This is a genomic window from Streptomyces sp. NPDC002306 (assembly GCF_053593435.1).
Genome location: NZ_JBSFCK010000048.1, coordinates 1 through 16,263, shown reverse-complemented (window position 1 = coordinate 16,263; position 16,263 = coordinate 1). Strand labels below are relative to the sequence as shown.

The 16,263-nt window shown below is 71.1% G+C and carries 13 protein-coding genes; 8 read left to right on the top strand and 5 right to left on the bottom strand.

What is annotated here, in order from left to right:
• The first annotated feature begins 63 nt into the window (after positions 1-63).
• Entirely contained in the window at positions 64-1,038 is a 975-nt protein-coding gene (locus ACWCQK_RS37475; protein ID WP_451163016.1) for a LacI family DNA-binding transcriptional regulator, read from the top strand.
• 129 nt (positions 1,039-1,167) lie between these two features.
• Here ACWCQK_RS37475 and ACWCQK_RS37470 read toward each other — a convergent pair whose 3' ends face one another.
• From ACWCQK_RS37470 to ACWCQK_RS37460, 3 genes are all read right to left on the bottom strand, one after another.
• Positions 1,168-5,022, bottom strand: a complete 3,855-nt coding sequence (locus ACWCQK_RS37470; protein WP_451162992.1) for a S8 family peptidase — start codon at positions 5,020-5,022, stop codon at positions 1,168-1,170.
• 282 nt (positions 5,023-5,304) lie between these two features.
• Positions 5,305-6,579 carry a sulfite oxidase gene (locus tag ACWCQK_RS37465; RefSeq protein WP_451162990.1) on the bottom strand — a complete coding sequence of 425 codons (1,275 nt, stop codon included), beginning with the start codon at positions 6,577-6,579 and terminating at the stop codon, positions 5,305-5,307.
• A gap of 12 nt (positions 6,580-6,591) precedes the next feature.
• On the bottom strand, positions 6,592-6,813 hold the full coding sequence (locus ACWCQK_RS37460; RefSeq protein ID WP_451162988.1) for a hypothetical protein: 222 nt from the start codon (positions 6,811-6,813) through the stop codon (positions 6,592-6,594).
• Positions 6,814-7,331: 518 nt separating this feature from the next.
• Between ACWCQK_RS37460 and ACWCQK_RS37455 the strand changes: the two genes are divergently transcribed.
• Positions 7,332-7,820, top strand: coding sequence for a beta-class carbonic anhydrase (locus tag ACWCQK_RS37455; protein ID WP_451162986.1), 489 nt, complete (start codon positions 7,332-7,334; stop codon positions 7,818-7,820).
• A gap of 171 nt (positions 7,821-7,991) precedes the next feature.
• Here the strand turns inward: ACWCQK_RS37455 and ACWCQK_RS37450 are convergent, their stop codons facing one another.
• A complete protein-coding gene (locus tag ACWCQK_RS37450) occupies positions 7,992-8,528 on the bottom strand; it encodes a hypothetical protein (RefSeq protein WP_451162984.1) in 537 nt (178 codons plus the stop codon).
• Positions 8,529-8,853: 325 nt separating this feature from the next.
• Between ACWCQK_RS37450 and ACWCQK_RS37445 the strand changes: the two genes are divergently transcribed.
• The 6 genes from ACWCQK_RS37445 to kdpA all read left to right on the top strand — a co-directional run bounded on the left by ACWCQK_RS37445 (position 8,854) and on the right by kdpA (position 15,624).
• Positions 8,854-9,270, top strand: coding sequence for an SAV_915 family protein (locus ACWCQK_RS37445; RefSeq protein WP_451162982.1), 417 nt, complete (start codon positions 8,854-8,856; stop codon positions 9,268-9,270).
• A gap of 9 nt (positions 9,271-9,279) precedes the next feature.
• Positions 9,280-10,668: a diaminopimelate decarboxylase gene (lysA, locus tag ACWCQK_RS37440; RefSeq protein WP_451162980.1), complete on the top strand. Its 1,389-nt coding sequence runs from the start codon at positions 9,280-9,282 to the stop codon at positions 10,666-10,668.
• Between the two features lie 156 nt (positions 10,669-10,824).
• A complete protein-coding gene (gene kdpF / locus ACWCQK_RS37435) occupies positions 10,825-10,914 on the top strand; it encodes a K(+)-transporting ATPase subunit F (RefSeq protein ID WP_451162978.1) in 90 nt (29 codons plus the stop codon).
• Positions 10,914-13,082, top strand: coding sequence for a potassium-transporting ATPase subunit KdpB (gene kdpB, locus ACWCQK_RS37430; protein ID WP_451162976.1), 2,169 nt, complete (start codon positions 10,914-10,916; stop codon positions 13,080-13,082). The genes kdpF and kdpB overlap by 1 nt, the downstream gene beginning before the upstream one ends.
• Positions 13,083-13,084: 2 nt before the next feature.
• Positions 13,085-13,972: a potassium-transporting ATPase subunit C gene (locus tag ACWCQK_RS37425; RefSeq protein WP_451162974.1), complete on the top strand. Its 888-nt coding sequence runs from the start codon at positions 13,085-13,087 to the stop codon at positions 13,970-13,972.
• 2 nt (positions 13,973-13,974) lie between these two features.
• Positions 13,975-15,624: a potassium-transporting ATPase subunit KdpA gene (gene kdpA, locus ACWCQK_RS37420; protein WP_451162972.1), complete on the top strand. Its 1,650-nt coding sequence runs from the start codon at positions 13,975-13,977 to the stop codon at positions 15,622-15,624.
• Positions 15,625-15,765: 141 nt separating this feature from the next.
• Here the strand turns inward: kdpA and ACWCQK_RS37415 are convergent.
• Positions 15,766-16,263, bottom strand: a 498-nt coding sequence (locus tag ACWCQK_RS37415; RefSeq protein ID WP_451162970.1) for a potassium-transporting ATPase subunit C, incomplete at its 5' end; no start/stop codon positions are given.

Genomic DNA, 16,263 nt, shown 5'->3' with positions numbered 1-16,263 from the left:
TCCGGTGGCGCAAGTAGAGTTGCGTCCGAGGAAGGGGTGTGCGAGGTGCGGCAGCGGGTGAACATGAGCGACGTCGCGCGGGCTGCGGGGGTGTCGTCGGCAACGGTCTCTTACGTGCTGAGCGGCAAGCGGCCCGTCGCGGAGGAAACGCGTCAGGCGGTGCTCGGCGCGATCGATCGGCTCGGATTCACGCTCAACCCCGTTGCCCGGACCCTGCGTACGGGCAGATCGATGATGATCGCCCTCATCGTCCCGGACATCGCGAATCCCTTTTACGCACTACTCGCCCGCTCCCTTCAGGATGAGTTGCGAGGCCGCCGCTACCACGTCGTGGTGTGCAATACCGAGGCGGGCCGTGAGGAAGAGCTGACGTTTCTCCAGGAGACCGTGCAACAGCAGGTCGCCGGCGTCGTCATGACGCCCTTCCGGCTGCCCCCCGATGCCTTCGATGTGCTCCGTGGCGCCGGAATCCCCGTTGTCGTCAGCGCGGACACACCGTTCGGGGACGTGGATCTGGTGACTCCCGACGCGGACGACGCCATCCAGCAGGCGTTGGCGCATGTGGCCCGCACAGGTCGCCGCCGTATAGGTGTCGTCGCGGGACCCCGCGATGCCACCGGCGGGGATCCGCGACTGGACCGCATCAGAAAACACGCGGCCGCCGCGGGGCTGTCGATGGCCGAGGAAAACGTTGTCCATGGCGAGCACACCCGCGAGGCGGGAGCACAGGCCTTCGAGCGCCTGATGCTCTCCTCATGTCCGCCCGAGGCGGTGCTGTGCGTCAACGACGTCACGGCGGTCGGCGCCATGGACACGGCTGAGCGGCTCGGACTCGACATCCCCCGTGACGTGGCTCTGGTGGGCCACGACGACATCGACTTCGCCGCCCTCGTCAGGCCTCGTCTGACGACCATCCGCTACTCGGCGCGCGAGGTCGGACGCGTCGCGGCTCAACTCCTGCTGGAGCAGATCGACGGGCGGGCGCGTCCGCGCACCGTGCACGTCACAGCGGGATTTGTCGCCGGGGCGTCGGTCTGAGTCTCACCCTGGCCGTCGGGGCCTCGGGCCCCTCCGCGCACGGCGCACGGTCCGGACAAGCAGGCGGGTGCCCGGGGCTGGTCGCCCGGGCACCCGCCGTGCCTGTTCAGTCGCCGGTGCGGTCCGCCGTCACCGTCCCGTGGAGGAACCGCGGTGCAGGAACGCGCGGTCCACGGTCTGGCGGACGCTGTTGCCCGCGCTGTCCGTCGCGGTGATCCGCAGCGTCACGTACGCGTCGCGGTGCACCCGGGCCGGCCGCTCCACGGTGGCGGTGAAGCCCGTACCGTTGCCGAGCCGCTTCGTGCGGGCGGTGGTCCAGGTCGAGCCGTCGTCGTACGACACCTCGGCCTTGAGGGTGACCCCGCGCGGAGCCGGCAGGCCGTCCGGCAGACGCACGCCCAGCCCCAGCGAGTACGACCGGTTCGGCCCCACTGCGTTCTGGGCGTCCACCGGAGCGTCGTAGTCGACCTGGAGCAGCGGCAGCAGCGTGGCGGTCGCCGCGCTGTCCGAGGTGAAGGTCCAGGACGTCTTGGTGCCGGTGCCGAACCGCCAGTCGGCGGAGGTACGGGCGGTGGTCAGGTCGAGCCGGTAGCCGGCCTTGCCCGCGGGCACCTCGAAGGCGCCCCACGCTCCGTTGTCGGACTTCGCCACGAGCGTGCCGGCGCGGTAAAGTTCGGCTCGGGTCACGTCGTTCGCGTCGGCCGCCGCGGGCGATCGGGTGCCGACTCCACCGCCGCCGAACGCGCCCGCCTCGGCGAACGACCAGTGGCCGGCCTGGGAGTCGGCGAACTCCGGGACGTACAGCGACAGGGTGTCGCCGTTGCGCACCGAGGCGGGCCAGCCTGTCACTCCGTGCGGGATCGACGGGCGCACCGGGGCCGCGAACCACCGCTCCGTGGCCCGCTGTCCGGGCTTGTAGGTATGGGCGGCGTCGCGCATGCCGACGCCCAGCTCGATGTCACGGTCCGCGACGGTGTTGTGGTGCACGGTGTGCGTCCACCACGTGTCGCCGGCCGTCACGTACTCCACGCGTTCCCGGCCCATCGGAACGTCGCGGGTGTACTGGTTCCAGGCGGTGTCCTGGTAGGGCCGCCATCCGAAGCGCTGCTCGCTGCCCCAGGCCGAGGCCCCGGTGCGCGTGTAAGTGGCGCGAACGACCGCGCTGTTGCGGTCGGTGACCGTGTACACGACGTGCTCGGGAACGCGCTGCTGCGACACCTGCATCACGTCGTACAGGTAGGGGCTCTTGACCGTACCGGAGAACTCGACCGTGGTGGTGCGCTGTCCGGCGCGCTTGAGCAGGTCGGTGCCCTCCTTCGAGCCGGCCCGCATGATGGGCAGGGAAAGGCGGTCGCCGTCCGGCTGCCAGCGCGTCCAGGGGTAGAAGCCCTGCGGCATCACCAGCATCAGTGCCTTGGCCCCGGCGTCCGCGGCGGCCTTCGCCAGTTCGGTGTCGTTGCCGAAGTCGTACCGGATGACGGCGAGCTTGCCCCGCACGTGGGCGGCCTTGAGGTCGGCGGCGGTGCCCGCGCCGGCGTCCACCGCGGTCAGCCGGGCGCCCTTGTCGTCGAAGGCCGGGGAGGTGGGCAGGTAGTACGGGGTGAAGCCGGTGGAGCTGCCGGACACCTTCACCCGCAGCTGCGGGGCCGTCATCTGCCAGCGTGAGGCGAACTCGAAGGTGCCGTCGGTGACCTGAGCGGTGGGGCTGACGTAGATCCGCTTGGCGACGTCGAAGAACATCACGCCCTGGATCAGGCCGTGTCCGGCGATCTTGCGGTATGTCTGGTAGCTGAGGATGCCGCGCTGCTCGGCGGGCTTGGGTGTGCGGATCTGCACCTCGGTGACCTTGGAGGCGTCCAGCGTCACCGTGGTGTCCTTGGCCACCGTCACCTGCGGGTTGATCACCGCGACCAGTTCCTGGCCGTCGGCGGCGTTGTCCAGGCTGCTGTAGTCGACCTGGTAGGTGCCCTCCTCGACGACGGCGACGGCGGGTTCGGCGCTGGTGTACGACACGAAGCCGTCCTGGCCCCAGATGGTCGGCAGCCAGCCCGGCAGCACCTTCCCGGCGCGGTCGCGGGTGATCACGGTGAGCCGGTGCAGCGGCGCGCGCACGACCAGGGAGAGCGTGGTGTGGGCGACGACGGCGCCGTCGGCACCGGTCAGGGTGGCGTAGCCGTAGTACGCGCCTCGCTTGGCGTTCTTCGCGTCGGTGCTCAGGGGCACGTCGGCAATGGCGCCGGGGGCGAGGTGCACGGTGGTGGTGCCGGGCGTGACGACACCGGCCGTCAGGGCGACGCCGTCGGAGGTGGCCAGGGCGACCGACAGCTTCAAGTCGACAGCGCGGTCGGTGGTGTTGGTGTAGCGCAGGGTCGCCGACTGCTGCCGGCCACCGCCGATCTGGAGGGCCGGCAGCGTGATGCTGCCGGTGGCCGTGACCGCGCCCATCGCCGAGGCGATGTCGATCCGCCCGCCGCCCTGCTCGGTCACCCGCTCACCGGAGACGGTGTGCGCGGTGCTGATGAGCGCGTCCTTCAACTGCTGCCCGGTCCAGCCGGGATGCTGCTGGGCCAGCAGCGCCACAGCGCCGGCGACGTGCGGTGTCGCCATCGACGTACCGGAGGCGGCCGTGTAGTTGGCGTCGACCGGGCCGCCCATCGTCGTGCCCGCGGCACGCGCGGCGACGATGCCGACGCCGGGAGCGGTCACGTCCGGCTTGACGGCCCTGTCGCCGAGGCGCGGGCCGCGGCTGGAGAAGGAGGCGAGGGAGTCGTCGCGGTCCACGGCGCCCACGGTCAGCGCCGCGTCGGCCGCGCCGGGCGAACCGATCGTGGAGTCGCCGTTCTCACCGGCGTTGCCCGCGGCGACCACGAAGAGGGTGTCGGCGTCGGCGGAGAGCGTGTTGAGTGCCTGGCTCATCGGGTCGGTGCCGTCGGTCGGGGAGTCCGAGCCCAGGCTCATGTTGATGACCTTCGCGTGCTCGGCGACGGCCCACTCCATACCGGCGATGACCTGCGACTCCGAACCGTAGCCGTCGTCACCGAGCACCTTGCCGATCAGCAGCTCGGCCTTCGGCGCCACACCACGGCGGGTGCCGGAGGACGCCGCACCCGTACCGCCGACGATCGACGCCACATGCGTGCCGTGGCCGAAGTGGTCCACGGTGTTCGCGCTGTCGGAGAAGTCCTTGGCCTCCGCGATCCGGCCCGCCAGATCCGGGTGCGTGGCGTCCACACCCGTGTCCAGCACCGCCACCTTCACGCCCTGGCCCTCGTACCCGGCCTTCCACGCGGCCGGCGCGTTGATCTGCGCCGTGCTGCGGTCCAGCACCGGCGAGACCCGGCCGTCCAGCCACACCCGCGGGGTCGCGGCGGCACGGGCGGCGCCCTCGGCGGTTCCCGGGGTCAGCGCCTTCCAGAAGGCGCCGAGGTCGTCGTCCGCGACGCGCAGCGACCGCGCGTGCATGCTCTTCAGTGTGCGTGCGGGGGCCGACGCGTCGTTGAACGCGGCGACGCGGTCCGCGAGGGCGGCCGCCGCCTTCTCGCTCTTCGCCGTCGTCCGGGCCACGTCGGCGCTCGGGTCGGCCGAGACGATCAGGGGCAGCGCGGTCGTGCCGGCCTCGTCGTAGCCCTGGGCTATCAGCGTGGAGACGTCGAACAGACGCCGGTCGAGCGTGCCGGCGGCGACCAGGTCCGCGGCGTCCGACGGCAGCACCGTCAGGTCGCCGCCGTCTTCCTGGTACGTCCGGAACACGATCGCGTCCCGGCCGGGTCCCGGCTCCACCGACGCCATGGAGCGGCCGTCGGCGCCGGGCGTGACCGTCACTCGGTCCCCGGTCACCAGTCGTACCGTCTCGGCGTGGGCCCCCGGCGCGGCGAAGGACTTCGCCACACTGTCCTGGGACGTCCGGGCGGAAGCGGACTGCACGCTCCCGGTGGTCAGCAGCAGCCCTGTTGATACAGCCGCCGTAAGGCGGATCCATGTCATCGGCCGAGCACCTTTCGTTCAGCGTACGGTCACACGTTGTGTGACAGAGTCCGCTGATGACGGAGCTCGCGTCACGCCTCTCAGGTGTCACAGGTGTGACATGTCCCAACGGCGCCACGGCGATGATCTGATTCAAGTCCAGCCCCCGACATGCGCGTTCCACGCATTCCGTGGTCAATGCGGCCAAGGCCCGGCCCAGGTGCGGGCGGGGCCATGGTCGCCGTGCGGGACCGGGCCGGTGACGTCGCCCCGGCGCCGTTCGGCATCGGCCGGGACCGGTCCTCACACCACGCTCACCGGATGCCGCACCACCCCACCGAACAGGTAGCCCTGTGTGTTGGGCACGGCGATGTCCGGCTGCGTGCGCCCGGCCGTGTCCGTGGCGCGGGCCAGCAGGTGGGTGGCGCCCGGCGCGTCGGGCCGCCAACCCAGGGTCCAGCGGGTCCAGGTTCCCGAGCGGGGCCGGTCGTGCAGCCGCGCGCGCCGCCAGTTGGCCCCGCCGTCGGTGCTCACGTCCACCCGGGCGACAGCACCGGCACCCGACCACGACCGGCCGTGCAGGACGTGTCTGCGGCCCGCCGCGAACGTGGCCCCGCTCGCCAACTCGAAGGCACTCTTCGTGGCCTGCCGGGTGAGCGGCTCGCTGCCGCCCTCCGGATAGGCGGCACCGAACAGGCGGTAGAAGGTGGTGTTCCAGGGCGAGAAGAGAGGCTGCGCGGACACCTCGATGTCACCCACCCACTTGATCGACGCGATCCCCACCCAGGAGGGCACCAGCACCCGCACCGGATACCCGTGGTCGTACGGCAGCGGCTCACCGTTCATCTCGTACGCCAGCAGGACGTCGTCCAGCGCTTTGGACAGCGGCAGTGGACGGCGTACCCGGCCCAGGCTCTCACCGCCGCTGACGTACTCGGCGTCCAGGCCGCGCGGCTGCACGTCCACGGCGTGGGAGGACAGCCCGGCTCTGCGCAGCACGTCGGACAGGCGCGCTCCGCGCCAGCGTGCGACGCCGATGGCTCCCAGGGTCCACGCGGTGCCGGTGACCGTCTCGCCCTGCTGCGTCGTGTAGTAGGAACGGCCGTTTCCGGCGCACTCGACGAAGGCGGTACGGGTGACGGCCGGCAGGGCACGCAGGTCGTCGTAGCCGAACTCCACCGGCCGGTCCTCACCGGGTGTGCCGCGCAGGCCGCTCCCCCACAGCCGCAGCCGCCAGTCGTCGGCCTCCAGGACGGGGGTGGTGGTGTGGTTGCGCACGAAGAACAGCTCGTTGGGGGTGTGGTGACCCGTGCCGCGCAGTGCCTCCCAGCGGGTTTCGGCGTTGGTGCCGCGCGCGATGAACCACTCGGGCGGCAGGGGCTTGACGATCTGACTGTCGGCGGCGTGGGCGGGCCGCCCGATGCCGAACGCGGTTCCGGCGGCGGTGACGGCGAGCAGGGTGAGCAGTCGACGGCGGGTGACCCCGTCGGCCCTGGCCTCACCGGCCAGCCACTGGCGCAGCCTGTGGCGGTCGTAGTCGGTTTCGTGGCGGTGACCGGCGGGAGTGGGTGCGGGCATGGCGGATCCTCATCATGAGGGGGCGAAGGCCAGCGGCGGGACGAGCGTCTCGCTCCAGGCGCCGGTGGCCGCCACCGACTGCCAGACGACCAGGAACAGCAGGACAGAACCGAGCGGCAGCGCCAGGCGACGGGTCGAAGCCGCCGGCGGGGAGCGGGCCGGGCGGCGGGAGCGGGCCGCATCGCTGTCGCCGGTGTCGGGCAGGATCTCGGGCACAGCGGGTGCTGTGGACACGGAGGACCTCCACGGGCCTCGAAAGGGAACGACGAACGCACCCGCACGCAAGGCGGCGGGGCACAAGGCGCGGACAGGTGACGGCAGCCGCGGGGAAGCCGCCCTCGGACTGCTACGGCACCTCAGACGTGGAGGATCAACAACACGAAACGGAACGGCGGCACAGGTCGACGACCAGACGGCGCACCAAGGTTTCGTGGATCACGAGAGAAGTTGTACAGCAGCGAGAGCGCACCGCACCAGCGGCTGTCCACGCTCTGGAACATCGCGCGTGCGGTGAAGCCCCGGCCGAACACCCTTTGCATTGCCGACTCGGCCGCCGAGGGGGTTCACTGGACCGATGCCGACCTTCGTCGCCACGCTGACGGGCTTCTGGCCCTCGCGTCGTGTGGACCTCTTCGACGTGTTCTGTCGCCGGGACGTGTGAGCACGCCCCCGCGTGCCCGGCGCTCCGGGCACGCGGGGCTCATCCTCTCCTCTCCCGCCCGATCCGCATCGCTCGAGAACCGAGGTCGACCATGTCCGTGACCGATGAACTCCTGGCCAACAACGCCCGCTACGCCGAGACCTTCTCCGGCCCGCTCCCGCTGCCTCCCTCCAAGCAGGTCGCCGTCGTGGCCTGCATGGACGCACGGCTGAACGTCTACGGGCTCCTCGGCCTCAACGACGGGGAGGCGCACGTCATCCGCAACGCCGGCGGTGTGGTCACCCAGGACGAGATCCGCTCGCTCGCCATCAGCCAACGCCTGCTGGGCACCGAGGAGATCATCCTCATCCACCACACCGACTGCGGCATGCTGACGTTCACCGACGACGGCTTCAAGGACGCGGTCCAGAAGGAGACCGGGATCCGTCCGCCGTGGGCGGCGGAGGCGTTCGGTGATCTGGACACGGACGTGAGGCAGTCCATCGCCCGGATCAAGGCGGACCCCTTCATCGTGCACAAGGACCGCGTCAGGGGCTTCGTCTTCGACGTGGCCACCGGCAGGCTCGACGAAGTCCGCTGACAGCACGGCCGTTCGCACGCCGCCGCGTCCCGAGGACGCGCGGCGTGCGAGGCCGTCAGGAAAGGTGGAAGGTCGCCCGCAGCCGTAGCAGTGAGGTACACGCCACGCGGTCGGCCGGCTGATGTGACGGCCCCGCCGATCAGTCCACCGATGGTGCGGAACCCAGATCCATCAGACGCAGATCCAGCAGTACAGGCGTTCCCCGCGCCGTTGTGCCCCACGGGCGAGTTCCGCCAACTCCCGCAGCAGGCCGCCGATCACATCGCTGTCTCCGGACCCCTGCTCCTCAACCCACTCCCGCGCCGCCGCGGTCAAGGCGGCAGCCTCCGCCCTCGCCAGCACGTCTTGGAGCTCATCGCTGATGGTCAGCACCAGGCGCTCGCCTCCGTCGCGTTCGGCGACGGAGTGGGAGGTTCGGGGCCGGCCCAGGAACTCGTCGAAGCCGACACCGGTCAGGATCCCCTCGATCGCTCCGAGGTCGGTCGTCGAGTCGAACCCCTTGGTCGCCACGACGTGAAACCCCGTCTCGGCCAGCCGAAGCCGCGGTTGGAGGAGCTCGCGAAGGCCGTCGCGCCCGTACCGTCGCACTATCTCGGAGACGGGCATCGGCAGTTGCGCTCCCGCGCCGTCCGGTCCGCCGGGCAGATCGATGGTCGTGGCGGCCGACTCGTCCGAGGCCGCGGAGAAGTAGTCATACATCACACCCACAGGCGTGATCATGCCCTGTACCGGGATCCCGTGCAGCGGAGATCCCGCGTCGGTGTCAGCCCTCGCGGCCGGCGACCGGCGTCCCGCCACCCCCGTCCCGCCGGTCAGCGGCGGCGGTGAGGTCGGTGCGGTTCTCCCCGCCGCCTCGGGCGCGCCGCTGACCAGGCATCCTCCCGCCCGTCAGCGTCGCGTTATGGGTCGGGGGCTTCCCGTCAAGCATGCGTCAGTGAGGGGCCCGGCATCCGGCCGGTCGGGCATAGCTTCATCGAAGCGCCCGGGCGGCCTTGCCGGGCGGCGTACGTCGCCTTCTTCGAGGAGCAGCACCATGTCTCCAGTCAAGCATTCCGAGGACCCCGAGCCTCCCGAACGTCTCCCGGCCGGACCTCTCTTCGTCCCCGTCCGGTCGGGGCCCACGGGCTGCACCGCCCGATTCTTCCGCACCCCCCTGGGTGACCGTACGGCCGTCGGCTTCACCTCGGCCGCCAGGCTCACCGCCGCACTCGGCCCGGACCAGGCCTCCATCCGGCTCTCCGAACCCGCGCTGCGCACCCTCGCCGCCCCCCTGGGCGTCACCGCCCTCACCGTCGACCCGCAGTTCTCCGCCCCCGCGGCCGACCGCACCGCGGTCACGGTCCCCGAGCGCGAGAACTCCTGGCGCCGCTGGCACCCCGAGCACGTCGGTGCCCTGCGTGTGACCGGTGCCGCGGCCGTCGTCGCGTGCCTGAACCTGCTGATCGGCTGAGGAGCCACCATGTCCGTACAGGACGCCCCCCTTCAGGACCTGTCCCTCGAGCGACCGTCCCGCCCCCTGGGCGCCGACGGCGACGCCGACACGAGGGACGCCGACGGTCTGTCCGTCTGGCCCCGCTCCGCCCGCTCCTCCGCCGCCGCCGACGTCGAGGTGGGCGGGGTCTCCCTCACCGAGGCCGCCGAGCGGTTCGGCACGCCCGTCTACGTACTCGACGAGCAGGAGGTCCGCGAACGCTGCCGTACGTACCGCACGGCGTTCCCCGGGGCCGACGTCGTCTACGCGGCCAAGGCGTTCCTGTGCCGGGCCATGGTGCACTGGGTGCAGGAGGAGGGCCTCGGTCTCGACGTCTGCTCCGGCGGGGAACTCGCGCTGGCCGTCACGACCGGGTTCCCGCCGGAGAAGATCGTGATGCACGGCAACGCCAAGAGCCAGGAGGACCTGAGCGCGGCGCTCAGGCTCGGTGTCGGCCGTATCGTCGTGGACAGCAGCTCGGAGATCGCCCAGCTGGCCGCGATCGCTCCCGCCGGCACCCGCCAGAAGGTCATGGTGCGGGTGGTGCCCGGCATCGCGGCAGGTGGGCACGCCAAGGTGCGCACGGGGACCGACGACCAGAAGTTCGGTCTGTCGCTCACGGACGGGTCCGCGCAGCGGGCCGTCGCGCAGATCCTCGACCAGCCGCGACTCGAACTCGTCGGCCTGCACTGCCACATCGGCTCGCAGATCTCCTCGGTGCAGCCGTACGTCGAGGCGCTGCGTCGTGTGGTCGAGATGATGGCCTGGGTCCGCGACGAGCACGGCGTCACCCTCCCCCAGCTGGACATCGGCGGCGGCCACGGCATCGCCTACCGGCCCGGCGAGGAGAGCCTGAACATCGGCGTCCTGGCCGGCCGGGTCCGCGCCGAACTCGAGGAGAGCTGCTCGCGCGCCGGGCTGCCCGTGCCCCGGCTCACCCTCGAACCCGGGCGGGCGATCGTCGGCCCCGCCGGCGTCGTCGTCTACCGGGTCCTCACGGTCAAGCGCACCGGGGAGCACACCTTCGTCGCCGTCGACGGCGGCATGAGCGACAATCCGCGGCCCGCGCTGTACGGGGTGCGGTACGCGCCCCGGCTGATCGGGCGCTCGTCCGACGTCCCGCCCCGCCTGGTCACCGTCGTGGGCCGGCACTGCGAGGCGGGTGACGTCCTCGCGGACGACGTGGCGCTTCCGGGCGATGTGGGCCCCGGCGACCTGCTCGCCGTACCCGCGGCCGGCGCGTATCACCTCTCCATGGCCTCCGGCTACAACATGGTCGGCCGGCCCCCGGTGGTCGCGGTGTCCGACGGTGACGCCCGTGTCCTCGTGCGACGCGAGTCGCTGGACGACATCAACCGGCGGGACATCGGCCTGTAGTACCCCCTGTCACTCCGGTCCGCCGCCGAGGCTTCCGCCCGGCGGCGGACCGGCGCCATGCGCGTGATCCCGGGATCACGACGATCCCGCACGGCTGCTCGTCCATGCCCCTGTCCGGTTCTTGCCCATCCCCCTACCTGTGAGGACGAGGTCTCGATGACCGTCGAAAACACCGTCGGCCTGATCGTGGCCGTCGCCCTGCTCGGCTACCTGGTTCTCGCCCTGATCAATCCGGAGAAGTTCTGATGTCCGCCCCCGCCCCGACGCTGCCCGCAGCTGTGCCGGACTCCCCTCCGCCGGGGACCGAGACCCCGCCGCGCCGGGTCGGCGCCGGAATGCTCGATCCGACGCAGTTGTGGCGCGCGCTCCCGCAGGCGTTCACCAAGTTGAATCCGGTGGCCCTGTTCCGTAACCCTGTCATGTTCGTGACCGAAGTCGGCGCGGCGCTGACCACGGGCATCGCGGTGGTCCACCCCAGCCTCTTCGGCTGGCTGATCACCGGCTGGCTCTGGCTCACGGTGCTCTTCGCCAACCTCGCCGAGGCCGTGGCGGAGAGCCGCGGCAAGGCGCAAGCCGACTCGCTGCGCAGGACTCGGCAGCAGACCACCGCCTGGCGGCTCGCGGGCTGGGAGCCCGGCGCCGCCGCGGACGCCTACGTCGAAGAGGCGGTCGCCGCCTCGGAGTTGAGGCGCGGCGACATCGTGTCCGTGCCGGCCGGGGAGTTCATCCCCGGTGACGGTGATGTCGTCGAAGGCGCGGCGAGCGTCGACGAGTCGGCGATCACCGGTGAGTCCGCGCCGGTCATCCGCGAGTCGGGCGGCGACCGCAGCGCGGTCACCGGCGGTACCCGGGTGCTCTCCGACCACCTCGTCGTCCGCATCACCCAGGAGCCCGGGGCGAGTTTCCTCGACCGGATGATCGCCTTGGTCGAGGGTGCCAAGCGGCAGAAGACCCCCAACGAGCTGGCGCTGAACCTGCTGCTGGTGATGCTGACCTTCGTCTTCCTGGTCGCGGTCGTGACCCTGCAGCCGATGGCGATCTTTTCCAAGGACGCGATGGCCGCCGCGCACGACACCGCGGCGCTGACCACGAGCGGTGTCACCGCCATCGTCCTCGTCTCCCTGCTCGTCTGTCTGATCCCGACGACGATCGGCGCGCTGCTGTCGGCGATCGGTATCGCGGGCATGGACCGGCTGGTGCAGCGCAACGTACTGGCCATGTCCGGCAGGGCGGTCGAGGCGGCGGGTGACGTCAACACCCTGCTGCTCGACAAGACGGGCACGATCACCTTCGGCAACCGGCGGGCGAGCGCGTTCCTCCCGGTCGGGGCGGTCCCCCTGGAGCGGCTGGCGCAGGCCGCGCTCCTTTCGAGCCTGGCCGACGAGACGCCCGAGGGCCGTTCCATCGTCGAATACGCCTACGAGACGTACGCGTTGACGGAGCAGGTCGCGAGCGGCGCCGAGTGGGTGCCGTTCACCGCGGCCACCCGCATGTCCGGAGTCGACCTTCCCGGCGGCGAGCGGCTGCGCAAGGGTGCGGCGGCGTCGATCGCCGCGTGGGTGCGCGAGCAGGGCGGCGAGGTCCCGCCCGCGCTCGAGGACACCGTCCAGCAGGTCTCCGCGTCCGGCGGCACCCCGCTGGCCGTGGCGCGGTCCACGCGCGACGGCCAGGCCGAGGTGCTGGGCGTCGTCCACCTCAAGGACGTCGTCAAGCCTGGCCTGCGTGAACGGTTCGCCGAGCTGCGCCGCATGGGCATCCGCACGGTGATGATCACCGGCGACAACCCGGTCACCGCGAAGGCGATCGCCGAGGAGGCGGGTGTCGACGACTTCCTCGCCGAGGCCACTCCCGAGGACAAGCTGGAGCTGATCAAGCGGGAGCAGGCCGGCGGTCACCTCATCGCGATGACCGGTGACGGCACCAACGACGCCCCGGCCCTGGCGCAGGCGGACGTCGGCGTGGCGATGAACACGGGTACGTCGGCCGCGAAGGAGGCCGGCAACATGGTCGACCTCGACTCCGACCCGACGAAGATCATCGAGATTGTCGAGATCGGCAAGCAACTCCTCATCACGCGGGGTGCGTTGACGACGTTCTCGATCGCCAACGACATCGCCAAGTACTTCGCGATCCTGCCCGCGATGTTCGCCGCCGTGTACCCGGGACTCGGCCGCCTCAACATCATGGACCTGCACTCGCCGCTGTCCGCGATCCTCTCCGCGGTCGTCTTCAACGCGGTGGTCATCGTGGCGCTGATCCCCCTCGCCCTGCGCGGGGTGCGCTACCGGCCCTCGTCCGCTTCGGCCCTGCTCACCCGCAACCTGTGGATCTACGGACTCGGCGGCGTGATCGTCCCGTTCCTGGCCATCAAACTCATCGACTTCGCCCTCGTCCAGTTCATCCCGGGGATCTGACCATGACACGCATCCCACACTGGCTCGCCCAGCACATCGCAGCGCTCAGGGTGGTCCTCGTCCTGACTCTCCTGACCGGCCTGGCCTATCCGCTGGCCATGGTGGCGGCGGCCCAAGTCCCCGGGTTCGACGCCAGGTCGGAGGTCACCGGAGCCGACGGCAAACCTGCCGGATCCTCGCTCATCGGCCAGTCCTTCACCGACGCCGAGGGCAACCCCGTCAAGAAGTACTTCCAGTCCCGGCCCTCCAACGCCGGTACGGGCTACGACGCCACGGCGTCCGGGGCCGGCAACCAGGGCCCCGAGTCCGTCGTCGACACGAAGGACAAGCCGAGCCTGCTCACCCTGGTCTGCGGGCGCAGCAAGGCGGTCGGCGACCTCGATGGCGTCGACGGTTCGCGCCCGTACTGCACGGACGAGGGCGTCGGCGCGGTCCTCGGCGTCTTCCACGAGGGCGGCACGAGCGGTCGTGTCACCGCGGTGGTCAGCCTCAACCAGGCATGCCCCGCGCAGCCGTTCCTCGCCATGTACCAGGGAGTTCGTGTCACGTGCGCGAAGCCCGGCGCGGACTACGGCCGCGCCGTGACCGTCCCCGTGCGCGGCGACGCACCGGCGGACCCGGTCGTTCCCGCCGACGCGGTCACCGCGAGCGGCAGCGGCCTCGACCCGCACATCAGCCCCGCCTACGCGAAGCTCCAGGCGCCGCGCGTCGCCCGCGAGCGTGGCGCGAGCGTCGCCGACGTCCGGGGGCTGATCGCGAAGTACACCACCGGGCGCGCTCTCGGTGTGCTCGGTGAGCCGGGCGTGAACGTCGTCGAGCTGAACCTCGCGCTCGACCGCAAGTATCCGACGACCGCGAGGTCCGCGTCGTCTCCGAAGCAGGGAGCCTGATCATGGCGGCCTGGATCCAGGCATCGATCATCCTCGCCGTGGTCGTGGGGCTCCATGTCCCGCTCGGCGACTACATGGCCCGCGCGCTCGACGGGGGGAAGCACTGGAGGGGAGAGAAGCTCCTCTATCGCGTCTGCGGAGTCGACCCGGACAGGGAGCAGACCTGGCGGCACTATCTCACCGCCCTGCTCGCCTTCTCCGCCATGAGCGTCGCGGCGCTCTTCGCCCTCTTCACCCTTCAGGGCAAGCTGCCCTGGTCGACGGGGCACGAGGGCATGCCGTGGCGGCTCGCGCTGCACACCGCCGTCTCCTTCACGACCAACACCAGCTGGCAGAACTACGCCGGCGAGTCGACCACCGGGCATCTCGCCGTCATGGCGGGCCTGGGCGTCCAGGCGTTCGCGTCGGCGGCGGTCGGCATCTGCGTGGCTCTGGCGCTGGTCCGGGGCCTGGTCCGGCGGTCCACGGACGACCTCGGCAACTTCTGGGTCGACCTGCTGCGCACGGTCTTCCGCGTCCTGGTCCCGATGGCGGTCGTCGGCGGCCTCATCCTGATGGCGGGCGGTGTCGTCCAGGGCCTCGGCGACGGACACACCGTCACCACGATCGCGGGTGCGCGGCAGACGATCCTGGACGGACCGGTGGGCTCCTGGGAGCCGATCAAGCTGTTCACCGGTGACGGCGGCGGCGTCTTCAACGCCAACAGCGCCCACCCCTTCGAGAACCCGAACAGCTGGACGAACGCCTTCGAGATCGTGCTGATGCTGCTCATCCCGACGGCCTGCGTGCGCATGTTCGGCCGGATGATCGGCAGCCTCAAGCAGAGCTGGACCCTGCTGACGGTCGTGGGCATCCTCTTCGGCCTGCTCCTCGCGGCCGCGACACTGGCCCAGTCCGCGCACACCGGCACGGTCACCCAGGCGGTCGGCGGGCAGTACGAGGGCACGGAGACCCGCTTCGGCATCCCCGGCTCGACGCTCTTCGGCGTGGGGGCCACGGGCTCCGCGGACGGCGCGGCCAACTCCTCGTACGACAGCTTCTCCAGCCTCGGCGGCGGGGTGCTGCTGTCCGCGATGATGCTCGGCGAGATCGCCCCCGGCGGCACCGGCAGCGGGCTCTACGGCCTGATCATGGTGGTCCTGGTGGCCGTGTTCATCGGCGGCCTGATGGTCGGCCGCACGCCCGAGTACCTGCGCAAGCGCATCGGCTACGGGGAGATGCGCTGGGTCGTGGTGTACGCGCTGATCCCGCCCACCGTGATTCTCGCGTGCGCGGGCGTCGCGCTCGCCTTCGGCGACGGCCAGTCCTCGATGGGGAACCCGGGAGCACACGGCCTGACCGAACTCATCTACGCCTACACCAGCAACACCAACAGCAACGGAAGCGCGATGGCGGGCTTCAACGGCGCCACCGACTTCCACAACCTCCTGATGGTGGTCGCGATGCTGGCCGGCCGTTACCTTCCGATGGTCTGCGTCCTGGCCCTGGCCGGACGCCTGGCCAAGCAGCAGCCAGGTGTCGTCACGGTCGGCACGCTCCGTGCCCAGGGCGTCAACTTCGTCGTCCTCGCCACCGCCGCGGCCGTCATCCTGGCGCTGCTCAACTTCCTGCCGGCCCTGTCCCTCGGCACCATCGCCGACGGCCTTCTCTGACCCCGTACCGGCTGAGCCCAGCACCCCTCGCAGGCTCAGCCGGTACGGCACCACAGCCCCGGCGAAGTCGGCGGCCCGTGCGACCCGACGCTCCCTGCGGCGGAGCCGCCAGGCCCCTGACGTGTGGCGCGTCCGGGTCCATCAGCTCTTCGCCACGAGGGCCTTGAGCGCGATGTTCAGTTCGAGGACGTTGACGCGGGGCTCACCGATGAAGCCGAGGGTACGGCCCTCGGTGTGCTCGTCGACCAGCTTCCGCACCTGGGCGACGGACAGGCCGTTCCTCTCCGCGATCCGGTGGACCTGGAGGTCGGCGTACTCCGGGGAGATGTCCGGGTCGAGACCCGAACCGGAGGACGTGACCGCGTCGGCGGGCACCCCGGAGGGCCTGACCGTGTAACCGTTCACCGAGTTGTCCTTGATGACGGCCTTCTTGGCGGCGGTCACCCAGTCGATCAGGTCCTTGTTGTCACCCGCCCGGTTGGTCGCGCCGGACAGGATGAGCTTGTACTGCGTGTTGACCGAGTTCGTCCCGAGCCCCCTGGCGGGCCGGCCCTGGAACCACTTGAGGTCGGGGTCCGGGGTCTCCTGGCCCTTCTTGAGCGGCAGGTTGTAGGACTGGCCGATGAGGGAGGAGCCGAC

Coding starts and splice junctions, on each gene's coding strand:
- ACWCQK_RS37475 (WP_451163016.1), top strand. CDS start 64: ATGAGCGACGTCGCGCGGGCTGCGGGGGTGTCGTCGGCAACGGTCTCT.
- ACWCQK_RS37470 (WP_451162992.1), bottom strand. CDS start 5,022: ATGACATGGATCCGCCTTACGGCGGCTGTATCAACAGGGCTGCTGCTG.
- ACWCQK_RS37465 (WP_451162990.1), bottom strand. CDS start 6,579: ATGCCCGCACCCACTCCCGCCGGTCACCGCCACGAAACCGACTACGAC.
- ACWCQK_RS37455 (WP_451162986.1), top strand. CDS start 7,332: ATGTCCGTGACCGATGAACTCCTGGCCAACAACGCCCGCTACGCCGAG.
- ACWCQK_RS37445 (WP_451162982.1), top strand. CDS start 8,854: ATGTCTCCAGTCAAGCATTCCGAGGACCCCGAGCCTCCCGAACGTCTC.
- lysA (WP_451162980.1), top strand. CDS start 9,280: ATGTCCGTACAGGACGCCCCCCTTCAGGACCTGTCCCTCGAGCGACCG.
- kdpF (WP_451162978.1), top strand. CDS start 10,825: ATGACCGTCGAAAACACCGTCGGCCTGATCGTGGCCGTCGCCCTGCTC.
- kdpB (WP_451162976.1), top strand. CDS start 10,914: ATGTCCGCCCCCGCCCCGACGCTGCCCGCAGCTGTGCCGGACTCCCCT.
- ACWCQK_RS37425 (WP_451162974.1), top strand. CDS start 13,085: ATGACACGCATCCCACACTGGCTCGCCCAGCACATCGCAGCGCTCAGG.
- kdpA (WP_451162972.1), top strand. CDS start 13,975: ATGGCGGCCTGGATCCAGGCATCGATCATCCTCGCCGTGGTCGTGGGG.